We start from the raw sequence: 16,883 nt of genomic DNA on the forward strand, positions 1-16,883 counted from the left end.
AAGTCGCTGTCATGATCGACGACATCAAGAAGCGGGCGCTGCACCGGGCAAAAATCCTGCAGGGCCAGATGCGTGGGCTCGAGAAGATGATCGATGCCGACGAGTACTGTGTCGACATCATCACCCAGTCGCTCGCCATCCAGAAGAGCCTGTCGAGCCTCAACAAGCTGCTCGTCGAGAACCACCTTCGCACGCACGTGACCGACATGTTCGACGCGGGCGGCGACGAGCGCGAGAAGGCCGTCGCCGAGCTGCTTGCCGTCTACGAGCTGCAAAACAACCGGGGCAGCTGAGCCGATGGCGGCGCGTAAGCGCATCGTCGTCGCGATCAACCCGAACGCCGCATTCGGGCGCGGGCGGGAGGTGGGTCCCGCTGTCGTCACCACCCTCCGCGCGCTGGGTCACGAGGTGACGAGCCTCACCGAGCTCGACTTTCCGCAGCTGCTGGAGGCCACCCGGCGCGAGCTGACAGACAAGCCCGACGCCCTCGTCGTGGTCGGCGGCGACGGAATGGTCGCCCTCGGCGTCATGGCGCTCGCCGGCAGCCGCATCCCGCTCGGAATCGTGCCGAGCGGAACCGGCAACGACGTGTGCCGCGGTCTCGGCATTCCGGTCGACAACACCGAGGCGGCGATCGACCTGCTCGCCCGCCAGCTGCTGCTGCCGCCGCGGGTCATCGACGCGGGCACGATCACCCACGGCGGAGGCGAGACGCGTTTCGCGTGCGTCCTGTCGGCGGGCTTCGACGCGCTCGTCAATGAACGGGCCAATCGGATGCGCTTCCCTCGCGGACGCAGCCGCTACACGCTCGCTCTGCTCGTCGAGCTCGCCAAACTTCGACCGATCGAGTACACACTCGAGCTCGACGGAGAATCCCGCGTCGAGAAGGCGCTGCTTGTCGCGGTGGCCAACAACCTGTCCTTCGGCGGCGGCATGAAGGTCGCCCCCGACGCGAGGTTCGACGATGGGCTCTTCGACGTCGTGCTCGTGAAACCCCTGTCGCGCCTCGCGTTGCTGCGCATCTACCCGCGGGTGTTCGCGGGCACCCACGTCGGTGACCCGCGCGTGATCGTCGAGCGGGCATCCCGAGTCTCGATCGCCGCCCGCGGCGTCGTCGCGTACGCCGACGGCGAGCGCGTCGCGCCGCTGCCGATCACCGCGACGGTGGATGCTCGATCGCTGCGCGTGCTCGCTCCCGCCCCCTGAAACCCCGCGCAATCGAAGCGGGATGCACGCAGCGGCATCGAACGCCCGCCCGGTTTGGTCGGCGCCAGGGCGCTGTGGCATACTCGACGGGTTGCAATGCGGCCCCATCGTATAGCGGCCTAGTACGCCGCCCTCTCACGGCGGTAACGCGGGTTCGAATCCCGCTGGGGTCACAACCGCGAAACCCCCGGCTAGTGCCGGGGGTTTTCTCGTTTCGTCAATCGACGCCGACGAGGTTCCGCACCATGTCGGCGGTGTATCCCGTCACGCCGAGATCGAGCCAGGCGGTGGCGAACCAATAGCCGCCGACGACGATGTGTGACTCTCCATAGGCTCCGCCGAATTCCTCGTCAGTGACGCTCCAGAAGTAGCGCGTGCTGCCGAGCTCGTCGACCGACGAGTAGCCGAGGTTCGCGAGCCGCTCACCAACGAGCGACTCCTCTTCGGCGATGAGCGGCACAACGTGGGTCTCGAGCCCGATGCCGCTACCGCCACCCTCGGTCGTCCAGATGCACTGCCGGCTGTCCCACTCGACTGTCCAAGTTTCGAGCAGGTCGTCGGCAAAGCGCAGCCCCGCGTTGGGGTCGGTGGTGGTCCAGGCCGGGTTGAGAACGACCCCGTAGCTCTGCAACTCCGCGGTCATGGCTGGGCTGTACAGACTCGCGCAGTCTGCGGGCACCGCCGCGCGATCAGGCTCGGGCGGCGATACCGGATCAGCCGCGTCCGTATTCGTGGGAACGGGGCGGGGGCTGTCGTCAGCGGGCTCGGACGTGGTCGGGTCGGGGGTCGGCTCGGCCTCAGACGCCGCATCGGTCATCGACATGCCGAGCCACACGGCGAGCGTGCCGAGCCCCATCAGCAATGCGACGATGCCGGTGATCAGCCAGGCCTTGCGCTCAGGACTCATGACCGCAGCACCTTCTCCATCGCCTTGCCCTTCGCCAGTTCATCGACCAGCTTGTCCAGATACCGCACCTTCTGGTCCAGCGGATCGGTCATGTCTTCGACACGAATGCCGCAGATGACCCCCGTGATCGCCGAGGCGTTCGGGTTCAGCGTTGACGCCGCAAAGAACTCCTCGAAACTGCTGCCCGCATCGAGGTGGGCCTGCACCTGCGCGCGGTCGAGTCCGGTCAGCCACGTGATGACCTCGTCGAGTTCGGCCTGGCTTCGGCCCTTCCGCTCGAGTTTTTGCACGTACAGCGGATACACGCGGGCGACGCTCATCTCCGACAGGCGGCTCATGGCCCCGATGGTAGTCTGGGCTGATGCTTCACGGTCGACTCCTCCTTCGTCGCCGCGGCGAGTCCTGATCCTCCAGGCCACCCTCGTCGCGGAGTTCGTCGTCGGCCGGAACTGAAGACTCGAAGAAGGACACGTACGCGTCATGACCGCTGACACCGCTGGATCGAACCGCCCCAAGACTCTCGCAGAGAAGGTCTGGGAGTCGCACCTCGTCGCCAAGGGCGAGAACGGCGAGCCCGACCTGCTGTACATCGATCTGCACCTCGTGCACGAGGTGACGAGCCCCCAAGCATTCGACGGCCTGCGCATGGCGGGCCGCCCCGTCCGTCGCCCCGACCTGACGATCGCGACGGAAGACCACAACACGCCGACCCTCGACATCCACAAGCCGATCGCCGAGCCCACCAGCCGTACGCAGATCGAGACGCTGCGCAAGAACGCTGCCGAGTTCGGTATCCGCCTGCACTCTCTCGGCGACGTCGAGCAGGGCATCGTGCACGTTGTCGGCCCCCAGCTGGGCCTCACGATGCCGGGCATCACTGTGGTGTGCGGCGACTCGCACACCTCCACGCATGGCGCGTTCGGCGCGCTGGCGATGGGCATCGGCACGAGCGAGGTCGAGCACGTACTCGCCACCCAAACCCTGCCGCTGAAGCCGTTCAAGACGATGGCGATCACCGTCGAGGGTGAACTGAAGCCCGGGGTGACCGCGAAAGACATCATCCTCGCCGTCATCGCCAAGATCGGCACCGGCGGCGGCCAAGGCTACGTGCTCGAGTACCGCGGCAGCGCCATCCGATCGCTATCGATGGATGGCCGCATGACGATCTGCAACATGTCGATCGAGGCGGGCGCGCGGGCCGGCATGGTCGCCCCCGACCAGACCACCTACGACTATCTCAAGGGCCGTCCGCACGCCCCCACCGGCGACAACTGGGATGCGGCGATCGCCCACTGGGAGACCCTGAAGACCGACGACGACGCCGTGTTCGACGCCGAGGTGTTCCTCGACGCAGGCGAGCTCGAGCCGTTCGTGACCTGGGGCACCAACCCCGGCCAGGGTGTGTCGCTCAGCCAGAGCGTTCCCGACCCGTCGACCATCATCGACCCGAACGAGCGGGCCGCCGCCGAGCGCGCTCTCGAATACATGGACCTCCCCGCCGGCACCCCGATGAAGGAGATCTCCGTCGACGCCGTGTTCATGGGCTCGTGCACCAACAGCCGCCTCGACGACCTGCGCGCGTTCGCGTCGATCATCAAGGGGCAGAAGAAGGCCGACGGCGTGCGCGTCATGGTCGTTCCGGGTTCGGCGCGCGTGCGCCTTGAGGCCGAGGCCGAAGGTCTGCACCACATCATCGAAGAGTTCGGTGCCGAGTGGCGCTTCGCCGGCTGCTCGATGTGTCTCGGCATGAACCCCGACCAGCTCGCCCCCGGGGAGCGCTGCGCCTCGACGAGCAACCGCAACTTCGAAGGCCGGCAGGGCAAGGGCGGGCGCACGCACCTCGTGTCGCCCCTCGTCGCCGCCGCGACCGCCATCCGCGGCACGCTGTCGAGCCCGGCCGACCTCATCGCGATGGGTATCGACGTCGACCCGGCCTACACCGGCATCGAGGGAGTGAGCGCGTAATGGAAAAGATCACCCAGGTCACCGGCGTCGCCGTCCCCTTCCGCCGCTCGAATGTCGACACCGACCAGATCATCCCCGCCGTCTACCTGAAGCGGGTGACGAAGACGGGCTACGACGACGGGCTGTTTTCCTCCTGGCGACAGGACCCCGAGTTCATCCTGAACCAGCCCGCCTACCAGGGCGCACGCATCCTCATTGCTGGCCCCGATTTCGGCACCGGATCGAGCCGTGAGCACGCCGTGTGGGCGCTTCGCGACTTCGGGTTCCGCGCTGTGATCAGCCCCAAGTTCGCCGACATCTTCCGCGGCAACGCCGGAAAGCAGGGCCTGTTGACCGGCGTCGTTGACGAGGCCACCGTCGAGCGGCTCTGGGCCGAGCTCGAGACCCAACCCGGCATGGAGGCGACCGTCGACCTCGTCGCTCGCACGGTGACGGTGGGGAATATCACCGTCGAGTTCGAGATTGACGACTACACCCGCTGGCGACTGCTGGAGGGGCTCGACGACATCGGGCTGACCCTGCGCAACGAGCAGGCCATCACCGACTTTGAGGGGCGCCGCGAAGCCTGGCGTCCGACCACCCTGCCCGCCCGGTAACCCCGGGCACGGAAAGAGCTACATGAACTCCCTCACGAAGGACTCGCTGAAGTCGGCTGCTCGCGTCGGCCTCGCCGGAGACACCCTGCGCATCCACGGTGGCAAGCCGCTGACCGGGCGCATCGAGGTGCGCGGTGCCAAGAACCTCGTCACGAAGGCGATGGTGGCGGCCCTACTCGGCGACACCCCCAGCACGCTGAAGGGCGTGCCCGAGATCAGCGACGTGCACGTCGTGAAGGGTCTTCTCGAGGCGCACGGCGTTCGCGTCGACGCCTCTGAGCCCGGAGTGCTCGTGCTCGACCCGACGAACGTCGTCAGTGCGCACTTCGCCGAGATCAACGCCCACGCGGGTTCCAGTCGCATCCCGATCCTGTTGTGCGGGCCGCTGCTGCACCAGCTGGGTGAGGCGTTCATTCCCGACCTCGGCGGCTGCAAGATCGGTGACCGGCCGATCGACTTCCATCTCGATGCTCTGCGGGCGCTTGGCGCCGTCGTCAAGAAGCTGCCGCACGGCATCCACCTCACCGCTCCGAAGGGGCTGACCGGTGCGCACATCGAATTGCCCTTCCCGAGCGTGGGCGCGACCGAGCAGGTGTTGCTCTCGGCCGTCCGCGCGCGTGGCACGACCGAGCTGAAGAACGCGGCGATCGAGCCCGAGATCATGGACCTGATCGCGATCCTGCAGAAGATGGGCGCGATCATCTCGGTCGAGCCGAACCGCGTCATCGTCATCGAGGGGGTCGAGAAGCTGCGTGGCTACCTGCACACGGCGATCTTCGACCGCAACGAGGCCGCGAGCTGGGCCGCGGCGGCCCTTGCCACGCGCGGCGACATCACCGTCGGCGGTGCCGAGCAGCAGGAACTCATGACGTTCTTGAACGTCTACCGCAAGGTGGGCGGCGAATTCGACGTGCTGGAAGACGGGATCCGCTTCTGGCACCCCGGATGCCCGCTGACGCCCGTCCAGATCGAAACGGACGTGCACCCCGGCTTCATGACCGACTGGCAGCAACCGATGGTCGTGGCGCTGACCCAGGCCGATGGCGTCTCAGTCGTGCACGAGACCGTGTACGAGAACCGTTTCGGATTCACGGACGCACTCAATGAGATGGGCGCCGACATCGTCGTGCACAAGGATGGCATCGCCTCGATCACGCGTCGCGTGCCGCGACGCAAGCTCGAGCAGGCGGCCGTTGTCACCGGCCCAACGCCGCTGCACGGCGCCGACGTGCGCGTGCCCGACCTCCGCGGCGGCTTCAGTCACCTGATCGCCGCGCTCGCCGCCGACGGCACCTCGACCATCTCGAACGTCGGCATCATCGCGCGCGGATACGAGCTGTTCCTCGACAAGCTGCAGCAGCTCGGAGCCGAGTTCGAGGTCGTCGCGGCCGGCGCGTGATCGCGCCCCGCGCATCCGCGCAGACCGCCACCATGCGGGGGAGCCATTCCCGGCAGGGGATGCATGTGGGTCTACCCTGTACGCCGTGACTTCCGCACCCGCCCCTGTTCCCGCGCGCCGCCGCGGACCCGAGCGCACCCCGCTGTGGTGGCTGATCGCCGCCATCCTGCTGCCGCCGCTCACCCTGATGGCCCGCTACGACGTCATCGACGGCCACAAGCTGCCGAAGCGCGGTGCGTTCATCCTCTCGCCGAACCACTACAGCGAGATCGACCCGGTGATCATGGGGCGCTTCATGTGGAAGCTCAAGCGCGTGCCCCGGTTCCTGGCCAAGGCGAGCCTCTTCAGAAACACGTTCCTCGGGGCGGTGCTGCGAGCATCCGGTCAGATTCCCGTCGAGCGCGAAGGGCGTGGCCGGTCGGACGCGCCCCTGAAGGCCGCGCAGCAGCTCGTCGACCGCGAACTCGCCGTCATCATCTACCCCGAGGGCACGCTCACTCGCGACCCCGACATGTGGCCGATGCGAGGCAAGTCGGGTGCCGTGCGCATGGCGCTCACCGCGGGGGTCCCGATCATTCCCGCCGCGCACTGGGGAACCCAGCAGATCATGGGTCGCTACTCGAAGAAGATCAGCTTCTTCCCGCGCAAACGCATCGTCTGCAAGATCGGCGACCCGGTCGACCTGAGCGACCTCGCCGGCCGCCCCCTGGATGCTGCGACGCTGTCCGAGGGAACGGCGCGCGTCATGGACGCGATCACCGCCCTGCTCGCCGACCTGCGTGACGAGGAGCCCCCTGCCGAGCGGTGGGACCCGGCCAAGCACGGGCAGAAGGAAACGGGCCGTTTTGAGCAGTGAGAGCGCGTTTGGTCAGCGGGCCGAGCATCCGACCCTGACCGAGGCGATCCGCCTGCCGCTGCCCGACCTCGACGGAGAGGCGCGACGCATTGCGGTGCTCGGCGCCGGATCGTGGGGTACCACGTTCGCGAAGGTGCTCGCCGACGCGGGCTCGGACGTGATGCTGTGGGCGAGGCGCCGCGAGGTGGCGCAAGAGATCACCGAATCGCACCGCAACAGCGACTACCTGCCCGGCATCAACCTGCCGCGCACGCTGCGCGCGCACGACTCGCTCGAGAAGGTGCTCGACGGTGCCGACCAGGTGTACCTCTCGGTGCCCAGCCAGTCGCTGCGCACCAATCTGCACTCGATTCGGGACATCGTGCCGCCCCACGTGCCTGTCGTGAGCCTGATGAAGGGCGTCGAGCGGGGCACGGGCCTGCGCATGAGCGAGGTGATTCGCTCGGAGCTCGGCATCGAGGATGACCGCATCGCCGTGATCAGCGGCCCCAACCTCGCGCTCGAGATCGCGAAGCGCGAGCCGACGGCGGCCGTCGTGTCGAGCGTGAGCGCCGAGACGGCCCGCCAGGTGGCGGGAGCCGCCACGAACGAGTACTTCCGCTCCTTTGTGAACTCCGACGTGATCGGCACCGAGTTCGGCGGCGTGCTGAAGAACCTCATCGCCGTCGCCGTGGGCATCGCCGACGGCGTCGGCTACGGCGAGAACACGAAGGCGTCGATCATTACCCGCGGCCTCGTCGAGCTCACCCACTTCGCGGTCGCGTTCGGCGCGCGCCCTGAAACGATGAGCGGGCTGGCGGGCCTCGGCGACCTGATCGCCACGTGCGAGTCGCCGCTGTCGCGCAACAACACGGCTGGGCGACTGCTCGGTCAGGGGTATGCGTTCACCGAGGTCATCGCCCAGATGAACCAGACGGCCGAGGGGCTCGCGTCGGTCGGGCCGATTCTCGAGCTCGCGGGCCAGCGCGGCGTCTCGATGCCGATCGTGTCGCAGGTGGCCCAGGTGCTCGACGGCACGCTCGACCCGCGCGAGCTGGCGCCGCACCTGGCAACCGACAGCGACGAGCCGCAGGGCGAGTAGGGGCGGTGGCCCCCAGACGGGGTACAGCCCGCGTTAGGCTGATGCAGTGATTACGTCACTTGCCGGAGGCCGCGTCCTGGCCGAGAAGCACGGGTCCACCCCGCCGCGCGTCGTCGCGCTGCACGGCTGGGGGCGTGACGGAACCGACTTCGAGACGGTGCTGTCGGGGCTGGATGCGGTGAGCATCCACCTGCCCGGTTTCGGGCCGGCGCCCGCCCCCGAGAGCGCGTGGGGCACCGAGCAGTACGCAGAGTTGGTCGCCGAGGCGATCGCCGCCTACGCACCCGTGGTGCTCGTCGGCCACTCGTTCGGCGGCCGCGTCGCCGTGCGGCTCGCCGCCGCCCGCCCCGACCTCGTCTCGGGGCTCGTGTTGACCGGCGTGCCGCTCGTTCGGTTGACGGCGCCCACCCCACCGCCGGCCAGCTACCGTCTCGCGCGGTGGGCCAACCGGCGCGGCATCATCAGCGACCGTCGCATGGAGGCGATTCGCCGTCGGCGTGGATCCAGCGATTACCGCGCCGCGCAGGGGGTCATGCGCGACATCCTCGTGCGGGTGGTCGGCGAGACCTATGACGACGCCCTCGGAGCGCTGCGCTGCCCCGTGCGCATGGTCTGGGGTCAGAACGACACGGATGCTCCGACCGACGCGGGTCGGGTTGCGTCAGAGCGCATCGGCGGCGCGCGGTTCCGCGTCGTGGACGGTACGGCACACTTGATGACCGGCGACCTCGAGCTCGCCGTGCGTGAAGAGCTGCTGACCCTCCTCGACGAACTGGACCACCCCGAATGATCGACTTGCTCACCGCCCCCGCAACCCTTGTGGCGTTCGCGGCCGGGCTGCTCGTTGCCGTGCCTGTCGCGGCGCGATGGTTGCGCGTCGCGCAGCGCGAGCACTACGTGCCCGGCTGGACCACGCGCATGGGGTGGCTGTGGGTGACGCGCGAACCCGTGACGGCCGCCCTGCTCGTTGTCGCGATCGGGGCCACGTTCGTCGCCGTGCTCGGCGGGGTGCCGCCCCTCGGCGACTACTGGGCTCTCGTTGCCCTTCTGTCGCTTGCGTTCGTGCCGCTCGGCCTGCCGGTGCGCGGCCGCTCGGCAAAATTCGCGATCACGGATCGCGTGAAGCGACTCATGGTCGCGTGGATCGTCGTGCACCTGCTTGTCGCGGTGTTGCTCGCAGCGCTGCTGGGGGCAGCCGGTGTTGCTCTCACGCTGCTCGTCAGCGCCCCGCTCACCGACCTCGCGCTCGCGATCATGGCGCCCATCGAGAAGGCCGGGTCGAAGAAGTTCGTCGTACAGGCGCAGAAGCGGCTGCAGCAGGTGAAGCCGCGCGTCGTCGCGATCACCGGCTCCTACGGCAAGACGAGTACGAAGAACTACGTCGCCCACCTCGTGAGCGCGACGTTCCCGACGGTGGCGAGCCCCGCATCCTTCAATAACCGGCTGGGTTTGTCGCGGGCGGTCAACGACAAGCTCGTGCCGGGCACCGAGATCTTCGTGGCCGAGATGGGCATCTTCGGCGCGGGCGAAATTCGCGAGCTGTGCGGATACTTCCCGCCCGACATCGCCGCGATCACCGTCATCGGCGAGGCGCATCTCGAGCGTATGCGGTCGACCGACGTGATCTTCCGCGCGAAGGCCGAGATCACCGAGAAGGCGGCCACCGTCGTGCTGCCGATCGACGACGAGCGCCTTGCCCGGCACGCAGCGCTGTGCGCCGAGCAGGGTAAGACTGTCGTCACGGTGTCGACGGCGGGTGCCGACGCCGACGTCGTCGTGGATGCTCATGCCGGCACCATCAGGATCGGTCGCGCCACCGAGCCGGTCGCCGTCACCGTGTCGGGTACGGGGCACGCGGTCAACGTCGCCGTGGCTGCGGGAATCGCGCTGGCCGCCGGGGTTCCCGTCGACACGATCGCGGGGCGCCTCGGCGACCTGCCCGGCTCGGCCCATCGCGCCGAGGTGCAGGTGGCACCGAGCGGGGCGCGCATCATCGACGACACCTACAACTCGAACCCGGTCGGCGCGCACCGCGCGCTCGAGGGGGCGCAGGCGCTCGCCGCCGAGACCGGCGGGCCGCTCGTGGTGGTCACTCCGGGCATGGTCGAGTTGGGTCCGGTGCAGGGCGAACGCAATCGAGCGTTCGGCGCGGCGATCAGGGAGGCCGGCGGTGCGCTGTACGCCGTGGGTCGCACGAATCGGGCCGCGCTCGTCTCGGGATTCGGCGACGGCGCGGTCGCGGTGGCGACGCGTGAGCAGGCCGTGAAGGCCGCGGTCGAGGCTGCCGGTGACCGGGGCGTTATCCTCTACGAGAACGACCTGCCCGATCACTATCCGTGAGTGGTGGCGGGTTGTGCTTGCCCCTCGACGATAGGTGTCCATGACGCAGCACGTTTCGGCTCAGACCCACCCGTGGGCGGTCGTCTTCGGCGGCCCCAGCCCCGAGCACGAGATCTCGATTTTGACGGGCTTGCAGGCTGAGCGGGTCTTGACCGCTGCCGGTCAGAAGGTTGTGCCGGTCTACTGGTCGCCGACGGGCGAGTGGTTCCGCGTGCCGGACGGCACGGAGGCGAAGGATTACCTCGAGGGCGCCCCGCGCGACTCGCAGCCGCTCGAGGTGCGCCTGTCGGGCGAGCCGGGCCTGTACCGCCGCAAGCGCCTGGGAGCCGAGCGCATCGAACTCGACGCGGCGCTTTTGTGCCTGCACGGCGGAGCTGGCGAGGGCGGCGGCGCTGCGGCCCTGTTCTCGTTCCTCGGCGTGCCCGCCACCGGGTCGACGCTCTTCGCGGGCGCGGTCGGTATGGACAAGTTGGCGTTCGGTGGGCTGATGGCCTCGGCGGGCATCCCGTCGCTGCCGCGCGAAGCGGTGTCGAACCTGCGCGAGCCGTCGTTCGCGGGGCCCTACATCGTGAAGCCGCGTTTCGGCGGGTCGTCGATCGGCATCGAGATCGCCGACGACATCGAGGCGGCCAGGGCCCTTGCCGCCTCCAGCGTGCACCTACGCACCGGCGCTGTGCTGGAGCCGTACCGCCCCGAGCTGGTCGACCTGAACATTAGTTTCCGCACGTACCCGCAGCTCGAGATCACCGAGCTGGAGAAGCCGTTGCGTGGTGAGGGCGGCAGCGCCCTGTATTCGTACGCCGAGAAGTATCTGGCGGGCGGCTCGGGCTCGGAGGCGGGGCTGTCGAGCGCGCCGCGCGAGTTTCCCGCGAACGTGGATGCGAGCATCCACGAGGCCGCACGTGATCTGGCGGCGCGCGTCGCCGATGTCACGCGCCTCACCGGTGTGGTGCGCGTCGACCTGCTGCTCGACGAGGCCGCGGGGGAGTTGCTCGTGAACGAGGTCAACTCGATCCCCGGAGCGATGTCGCTCTACCTGTGGGCGCCGACCCAGCCGGCAGCGACCGTGCTGATCGATGCGCTGGTGGAGGCGCGCGACAGGCGCGTGGTGTTCCCGCAGGCCGGGTTCGGCGGTGGAGCGGCCCTGCGCGCCGCCGGCGGAATCGCCGGCAAGTTGGTCGGGCTCGACGGACCCCGCGCGTAAAGCCTGTTCCGCCCGGGCGCCCGGGCGTCCGAACGCTCGGGTCGCCCCGCTCACGCGCACCCGTTCACGTTCCCGCTCCCGCCCGCGCCCGCGCCCGCGTGCGCCCGCGTGCGCCCGCGCTCCGGCCCGTCCACGTTCCCGTTCCCGCTGCCGCCCGCGCCCGCCCTCCGGCCCGCCCAAGCGCGCGCCCTCGCGCCCGCCCTCCGGCCCGCCCAAGCGCGCGCCCTCGCGCCCGCCCGCCCACCTTCCTGTCCGCCCGCACTCACATTCGCCCGCCCGCGTCGGGGTCACCTTCGCCCCTTGCGGCGCCTTCCAAAGTCGCGGAGGGGTGAACCGTTCTCACTCGTGCTGCGCGTGACGTTTCTCAGGAGTTCGGGGTACGTTGCCGACCCGCGCCCGCTTGTTTCCGGGAACCTGCGACCTCGACTCCTGAGAAGTGGCACGGTCGGCACCGATGCGAACCGTGTGCTGAGGCACACGAGGACGCCCGACCCCACGAGGAGTCTGTGACCCCGCTTCGCCCGTTCCGCTGTTGCGGAACCGCCTGGAGGAGTGGAACGTGTGCGCCCAGCCGACGCGCATTCGTCTTTCCGTGACTTTGGAAGCTGCCGGGGGTGGGAAGTGGCCGCTGGGGATGAGGGCGGCGGCGCGGGATGGGACAGTCGTGGCGGTGGGAAGCGGCAGTGGGGGTCGGTGAGGCTCGGTGCGGCTCTGGTCGGCTCGCTGTTCGCCGGAAAGGCGTGAGCGGCGTGATCGGGGGTGAGCGGCTACTCGTCGGCCGGCTCGTCGCCCTCACGAGGCGCGGCTGGCTCGTCACTTGAGCCGGTAGGCCCATCGCCCTGCTCCGCCGGCTCATCGCTCTCGCTCGGCGGCGCGATCTGTCCGCCCGTCAGCACGTCGGTCGCTGCCAGGCACTGCTGCGTCGCCTCCACCACCGACACGGCGGGGCCGAGGGCGCGCAGCACATCGACTCCCGCGACTCCGGCGAGGTCGGGGTCGACGATGATCTCGGTGACGGGCGCGCGCCCGTACGACAGGAAGACGAACTGCGGCGCGTTCGACTCGTCGAGCAGCCAGTCGACGCCCTCCACCGTGAAGCAGGGCAGGTCGGTGGCGCCGATCGGCGGCAGCCCGCACCGGTATATCACCGCGGCCGGGTTACCCCAGGCCGCGGTCGCCTGCGCGTTCGTCGTGCGGCGCTCGAGCCCCAGCAGCTCGTCGGGCAGGCGCACGCTGATCTCGGCGCACGCGAGCGCATTCGCGTCGTCGGCGGGCTCCAGCGCGACGGTCGGAGCGCAGGCGGTTAGCGCGGCAAGCAGCGCGGCCGCGGCGAGGGCTCCGGCGGCGCGAAAAGGTCGGCGAGTCATCGCCCTCAACGCTAGCGCCCGCGGCTCGCCGCGCGCTGAGCGGGCCGCGCTAGCGTGGACCCCGTGACCGACAGCCCGGATGCTCACCCCGACACCCTGCGCACGGTCGGCGAGATCGCGGCGCTCGCCCGCATCATCCCCCGACTGCCGCGCGGCGAACACACCGTGCTCGGGCCCGGCGACGACGCCGCCGTCGTCGCCGCTGCCGACGGTCGCTTCGTCGTCACGACCGACGTCATGGTCGACGGCCCCGACTTTCGCCGCGCCTGGTCGACCCCGCACGACCTGGGCTGGAAGGCCGCCGCCACCAACCTCAGCGACATCGCCGCGATGGGCGCCCGCCCGACCGGTCTGGTTGTCGCCCTCATCGCCCCCGCCGACACCGCGGTTGCCGAGCTCGAGCAGCTGGCCGACGGCTTCGCCGACGCCTGCGCTGCGCTCGCCCCCGGGTGCGGGGTCGTCGGAGGCGACCTCAGCGTCGGATCCACCCTCACGATCGCCGTGACGGCGTTCGGCGACCTCGAAGGCCGGCCACCCGTCACGCGCGACGGAGCGCAACCGGGTGATCTCGTCGCCGTGTCGGGCGGCATCGGCCTCGCGGCCCGCGGCCTGCGCATGCTGTTCGACGAGGGAGTCGACGACGAGGGCAACCCCGACCCCGAGCGGGCTGCCGCACTGCGCGCCGATGAGCCGCGCATCGTCGACGCACAACTCGCGCCCCGGCCTCCCCTCGCCGATGGGCCCGCCGCTGCTCTCGCGGGCGCGACCGCGATGCTCGACCTCAGCGATGGCCTCGCCCTCGACGCCCGCCGCATCGCCCGCGCGAGCGGAGTCGTCGTCGACCTCGACGCCGCCGCCGTCTGTATCGCGGCCGGAGTCGACGCGATGTTCCTCCCGCTCGTGCTCACCGGCGGAGAAGACCACAGCCTGCTCGCGACCTTCCCCGCCATCCTCCTCGCCGACGGCGGCCCCGGGCTGCCGGGGGGTTTCCGGGTCATCGGTCGCGTTGTCGAGCCGGGCGACGGAGGCCCCGAGTTGCGGGTCGGCGGCCGACCGTTCGAGCAGCGCGGCGGCTGGGACTCGTTCGACGACGTATGACGACGCCCGACGACGTCTACCGGCTTAGCCTTCCTCGGTTACCCGCCGCATCCAGTGCACGACGGTCTCGCCGTAGCGCGCCGTGCGATCGAGCACGAGCCCGCGCACCTCGGATGGGGGAACGCTGCGCGACGAGCGCTCCAGCGCGACCACCGCGTCCGCCGCCAGGTGCGGCACGAGCTCCGCGAGCAGCTCGTCGACCTCGGCGGCGCCCGCCTCGTACGGCGGGTCGATGAAGACCAGGTCGACGGGCGCGTCGAGCGTCTCGACCGCCGAACGCGCGGCGCGCGTCACCACGCGGATGCGCGGGGCCGGGTCGACCCCGAACCGCGCGGCCTGCTGCTCCACGAGTCGAGCGTTCGCCTGGCACACCCGCGCGGCCGACGCGGCCTTCTCGACGAGGACGACGGACTCCGCCCCGCGGCTGGCCGCCTCCAGGCCGAGCGCCCCCGAGCCCGCGTACAGGTCGACGACGCGCGCGCCGTCGATGAGGTCGCGCGCCTCGAGCGCCGAGAAGATCGCCTCACGCACGCGGTCACTCGTGGGTCGCGTGCCGCTCTTCGGCACGCTGAGCGTGAGCGAGCCGGCGAAACCGGCGATCAGGCGGGTCACGTTCTCCACGCTATCGCGAGCATCCCTGATGGATGCGCGGGGCCGCGTCAGCGGCCGCGGGTAGCGTTGACCTCGTGACCGGCCCGCTCGACCAGCAGCTGGTGCGGGTGCTTGGCGACCGCACCGCGAAGGCGCTCACGCGCGCCTTCGGCATGCAGACGGTCGGCGACCTCGTCGCCCACTACCCGCGGCGCTACGCGAAGCGCGGCGAGCTGACGGCGCTCACCGAGCTGACCGTGGGCGAGGAGGTCACCATCGTCGCCGAGGTACTGCGCGTGACGGAGCGGTCGATGAAGAACCGCAAGGGCTCGATCCTCGAGGTGCAGATCACCGACGGCCGCGGCATCGTCACGCTCACCTTCTTCAACCAGGCCTGGCGCAAAGAGACACTGAAGACGGGCGTTCGCGGCATCTTCGCCGGCAAGGTCGGCGAGTACCGTGGCGCGCGGCAGTTGGCCCACCCCGACTACCAGCTGTTCGACGACCTCGAGCTGGTGCCGGGGGCGCCCGACCCCGAGGCGCAGAAGTGGGCGCTCGCGCCGATTCCGATCTACCCAGCGACCTCCACGGTGTCGAGCTGGCACGTACAGAAGGCGATGGGAGTCGCGCTTGACAGCCTCGTCGGCCTCGACGACCCCGTGCCGCTCGAGGTGCGCGCCGAGCGCCAGCTGCTCGACCTCGCACGGGCGCTGCGCTTCACCCACCAGCCGGAAGACGACCAGCAGTGGCGTCGTGGCCGCGACACCCTGCGATTCCACGAGGCGTTCCTCCTCCAGGCGGCCCTCCTGCAGCAGCGTGCCGTGCTGCGCTCGTCGCCCGCCGAGCCGCGCTTGCCCGGCGACGAGCTCGCGGGATTCGACGCCGAGTTGCCCTTCACGCTGACGCCCGACCAGCGGGCCGTCGGCGACGAGATCGCCCGCGACCTGGCCGCCGCCGTCCCCATGAACCGGCTGGTGCAGGGCGAGGTCGGCTCAGGCAAGACCCTCGTCGCCGTGCGCGCCATGCTGACGGTGGCCGAGAACGGCGGGCAGAGCGCCCTGCTCGCGCCGACCGAGGTGTTGGCCGCCCAGCACTTCCGCTCGATCGTCGCGACCCTCGGCCCCGACCGCGCGGCGCGCCTGCGCCCCGTCTTGCTCACCGGCCAGCTGGGGGCGGCCGAGCGGCGCAAGACACTGCTGGCGATCGCGAGCGGCCAGTCGCGCATCGTCGTCGGCACGCATGCCCTGCTCGGCGACAAGGTTCAGTTCGTCGACTTGGGGCTCGTCGTCGTCGACGAGCAGCACCGCTTCGGTGTCGAGCAGCGCGAGACCCTGCGCCGCAAGGGCGCTGTGCCCCCGCACGTGCTCGTGCTGACGGCGACGCCGATTCCCCGCACCGTCGCGATGACGGTGTTTGGCGACCTCGACGTCTCGACGATCCGCACCCTGCCCGCGGGGCGCATCCCGATCGTCAGCCACGTGGTGCCGCTCGCCGACAAACCGGGCTGGTGGCCGCGCGTCTGGCAGCGCCTCGGCGAAGAGCTTGAGGCGGGCCGCCAGGGCTTCGTCGTCGTGCCCGCGATCGACCCGACCACGGTCGAAGACGACCCGGATGCGCTCGCCGACGACGCGACGGAGCCGCCGGTCGTCGACCGCCCGCCTGGCAGCATCGTCGAGCTGTTGCCGATCCTGCAGCAGGCGCCGCCGCTGGCCGGGCGCCGCATCGCCGCGCTGCACGGCCGCATGCCGGCCGAGGAGAAGGACGCGACGATGCGGGCCTTTGCCGCCGGGGACCTCGACGTTCTGGTCGCGACGACGGTCATCGAGGTCGGGGTCGACGTGCCGAACGCGACCTTCATGGCGGTCATCGACGCCGACCGCTTCGGGGTTAGCCAACTGCACCAGTTGCGGGGGCGCGTGGGGCGGGGCGCGCATCCGGGTCTGTGTTTGTTCGTCACGGCTGCAGAGCCCGACACGACCGCGCGACAGCGAGTCGACGCGGTCGCCGCGACGCTCGACGGCTTCGAGCTGGCCCAGGTCGACCTCGAACTGCGCCGTGAGGGCGACGTGCTGGGTGCGAACCAGTCGGGTGGTCGCTCAAGTCTGAAGCTGTTGAGGGTCGTCACCGATTCGGAGGTGATCATCGACGCGCGTGGAGCCGCGGCGGCGATACTGGAGGGTGACCCGGCGCTCGAGGGCCATCGCTCCCTGGCGGATGCCCTTGCTCGGCGCCTTGACGAATCAGCTCGAGAATTTATGGCGAAGAATTAGACC

General features: G+C 70.0%; 16 protein-coding genes and 1 tRNA gene. 13 read left to right on the forward strand and 4 right to left on the reverse strand.

The features are described 5' to 3' along the window. Positions 1-11: 11 nt before the first annotated feature. The 3 genes from EV140_RS04605 (at position 12) to EV140_RS04615 (ending at position 1,379) form a co-directional block, all read left to right on the forward strand. Positions 12-293: a metal-sensitive transcriptional regulator gene (locus EV140_RS04605; protein WP_130281523.1), complete on the forward strand. Its 282-nt coding sequence runs from the start codon at positions 12-14 to the stop codon at positions 291-293. Positions 294-297: 4 nt separating this feature from the next. Continuing rightward, entirely contained in the window at positions 298-1,206 is a 909-nt protein-coding gene (locus tag EV140_RS04610) for a diacylglycerol/lipid kinase family protein (RefSeq protein WP_130281525.1), read from the forward strand. Between the two features lie 100 nt (positions 1,207-1,306). Further along, positions 1,307-1,379: transfer RNA gene (locus EV140_RS04615), tRNA-Glu, on the forward strand. 44 nt (positions 1,380-1,423) lie between these two features. On the opposite strand, the gene EV140_RS04620 is transcribed toward EV140_RS04615, so the two are convergent. Next, on the reverse strand, positions 1,424-2,113 hold the full coding sequence (locus tag EV140_RS04620) for a hypothetical protein (RefSeq protein ID WP_130281527.1): 690 nt from the start codon (positions 2,111-2,113) through the stop codon (positions 1,424-1,426). Then, a complete protein-coding gene (locus EV140_RS04625) occupies positions 2,110-2,451 on the reverse strand; it encodes a DUF2200 domain-containing protein (RefSeq protein WP_096423357.1) in 342 nt (113 codons plus the stop codon). The genes EV140_RS04620 and EV140_RS04625 overlap by 4 nt, the downstream gene beginning before the upstream one ends. Positions 2,452-2,593: 142 nt before the next feature. Here EV140_RS04625 and leuC point away from each other — a divergent pair, with 142 nt between their 5' ends. The 8 genes from leuC to EV140_RS04665 all read left to right on the forward strand — a co-directional run bounded on the left by leuC (position 2,594) and on the right by EV140_RS04665 (position 11,554). Then, complete coding sequence (gene leuC / locus EV140_RS04630) at positions 2,594-4,078, forward strand: 3-isopropylmalate dehydratase large subunit (protein WP_130281529.1); 1,485 nt, start codon at positions 2,594-2,596, stop codon at positions 4,076-4,078. Next, on the forward strand, positions 4,078-4,674 hold the full coding sequence (gene leuD, locus EV140_RS04635; protein WP_130281531.1) for a 3-isopropylmalate dehydratase small subunit: 597 nt from the start codon (positions 4,078-4,080) through the stop codon (positions 4,672-4,674). The genes leuC and leuD overlap by 1 nt, the downstream gene beginning before the upstream one ends. A gap of 22 nt (positions 4,675-4,696) precedes the next feature. Beyond that, positions 4,697-6,073: a UDP-N-acetylglucosamine 1-carboxyvinyltransferase gene (murA, locus tag EV140_RS04640; protein ID WP_130281533.1), complete on the forward strand. Its 1,377-nt coding sequence runs from the start codon at positions 4,697-4,699 to the stop codon at positions 6,071-6,073. Between the two features lie 85 nt (positions 6,074-6,158). Beyond that, positions 6,159-6,929 carry a lysophospholipid acyltransferase family protein gene (locus tag EV140_RS04645; protein WP_422386083.1) on the forward strand — a complete coding sequence of 257 codons (771 nt, stop codon included), beginning with the start codon at positions 6,159-6,161 and terminating at the stop codon, positions 6,927-6,929. A gap of 52 nt (positions 6,930-6,981) precedes the next feature. Further along, a complete protein-coding gene (locus EV140_RS04650) occupies positions 6,982-8,010 on the forward strand; it encodes an NAD(P)H-dependent glycerol-3-phosphate dehydrogenase (protein WP_422386088.1) in 1,029 nt (342 codons plus the stop codon). 46 nt (positions 8,011-8,056) lie between these two features. Then, the gene (locus tag EV140_RS04655; RefSeq protein WP_130281535.1) at positions 8,057-8,800 is read left to right on the forward strand and encodes an alpha/beta fold hydrolase; all 744 of its coding nucleotides are present in this window, start codon (positions 8,057-8,059) and stop codon (positions 8,798-8,800) included. After that, positions 8,797-10,350 (forward strand): Mur ligase family protein, encoded by a 1,554-nt coding sequence (locus tag EV140_RS04660; RefSeq protein ID WP_130281537.1) that lies wholly within the window; start codon positions 8,797-8,799, stop codon positions 10,348-10,350. The genes EV140_RS04655 and EV140_RS04660 overlap by 4 nt, the downstream gene beginning before the upstream one ends. A gap of 40 nt (positions 10,351-10,390) precedes the next feature. Beyond that, positions 10,391-11,554, forward strand: coding sequence for a D-alanine--D-alanine ligase family protein (locus tag EV140_RS04665; protein WP_130281539.1), 1,164 nt, complete (start codon positions 10,391-10,393; stop codon positions 11,552-11,554). Positions 11,555-12,321: 767 nt separating this feature from the next. Here the strand turns inward: EV140_RS04665 and EV140_RS04675 are convergent. Then, positions 12,322-12,921 (reverse strand): DUF3515 family protein, encoded by a 600-nt coding sequence (locus EV140_RS04675; protein ID WP_130281543.1) that lies wholly within the window; start codon positions 12,919-12,921, stop codon positions 12,322-12,324. A gap of 63 nt (positions 12,922-12,984) precedes the next feature. Between EV140_RS04675 and thiL the strand changes: the two genes are divergently transcribed. Next, a complete protein-coding gene (gene thiL, locus EV140_RS04680) occupies positions 12,985-14,019 on the forward strand; it encodes a thiamine-phosphate kinase (RefSeq protein ID WP_130281545.1) in 1,035 nt (344 codons plus the stop codon). Positions 14,020-14,043: 24 nt separating this feature from the next. Here the strand turns inward: thiL and EV140_RS04685 are convergent, their stop codons facing one another. After that, positions 14,044-14,631: an RsmD family RNA methyltransferase gene (locus EV140_RS04685; RefSeq protein ID WP_130281547.1), complete on the reverse strand. Its 588-nt coding sequence runs from the start codon at positions 14,629-14,631 to the stop codon at positions 14,044-14,046. Between the two features lie 32 nt (positions 14,632-14,663). Here EV140_RS04685 and EV140_RS04690 point away from each other — a divergent pair, with 32 nt between their 5' ends. Beyond that, the gene (locus EV140_RS04690; protein WP_130281549.1) at positions 14,664-16,880 is read left to right on the forward strand and encodes an ATP-dependent DNA helicase RecG; all 2,217 of its coding nucleotides are present in this window, start codon (positions 14,664-14,666) and stop codon (positions 16,878-16,880) included. The last annotated feature ends 3 nt before the right edge of the window (positions 16,881-16,883 follow it).

Source organism: Microcella alkaliphila (assembly GCF_004216855.1).
GTDB classification, from domain to species: domain Bacteria; phylum Actinomycetota; class Actinomycetes; order Actinomycetales; family Microbacteriaceae; genus Microcella; species Microcella alkaliphila.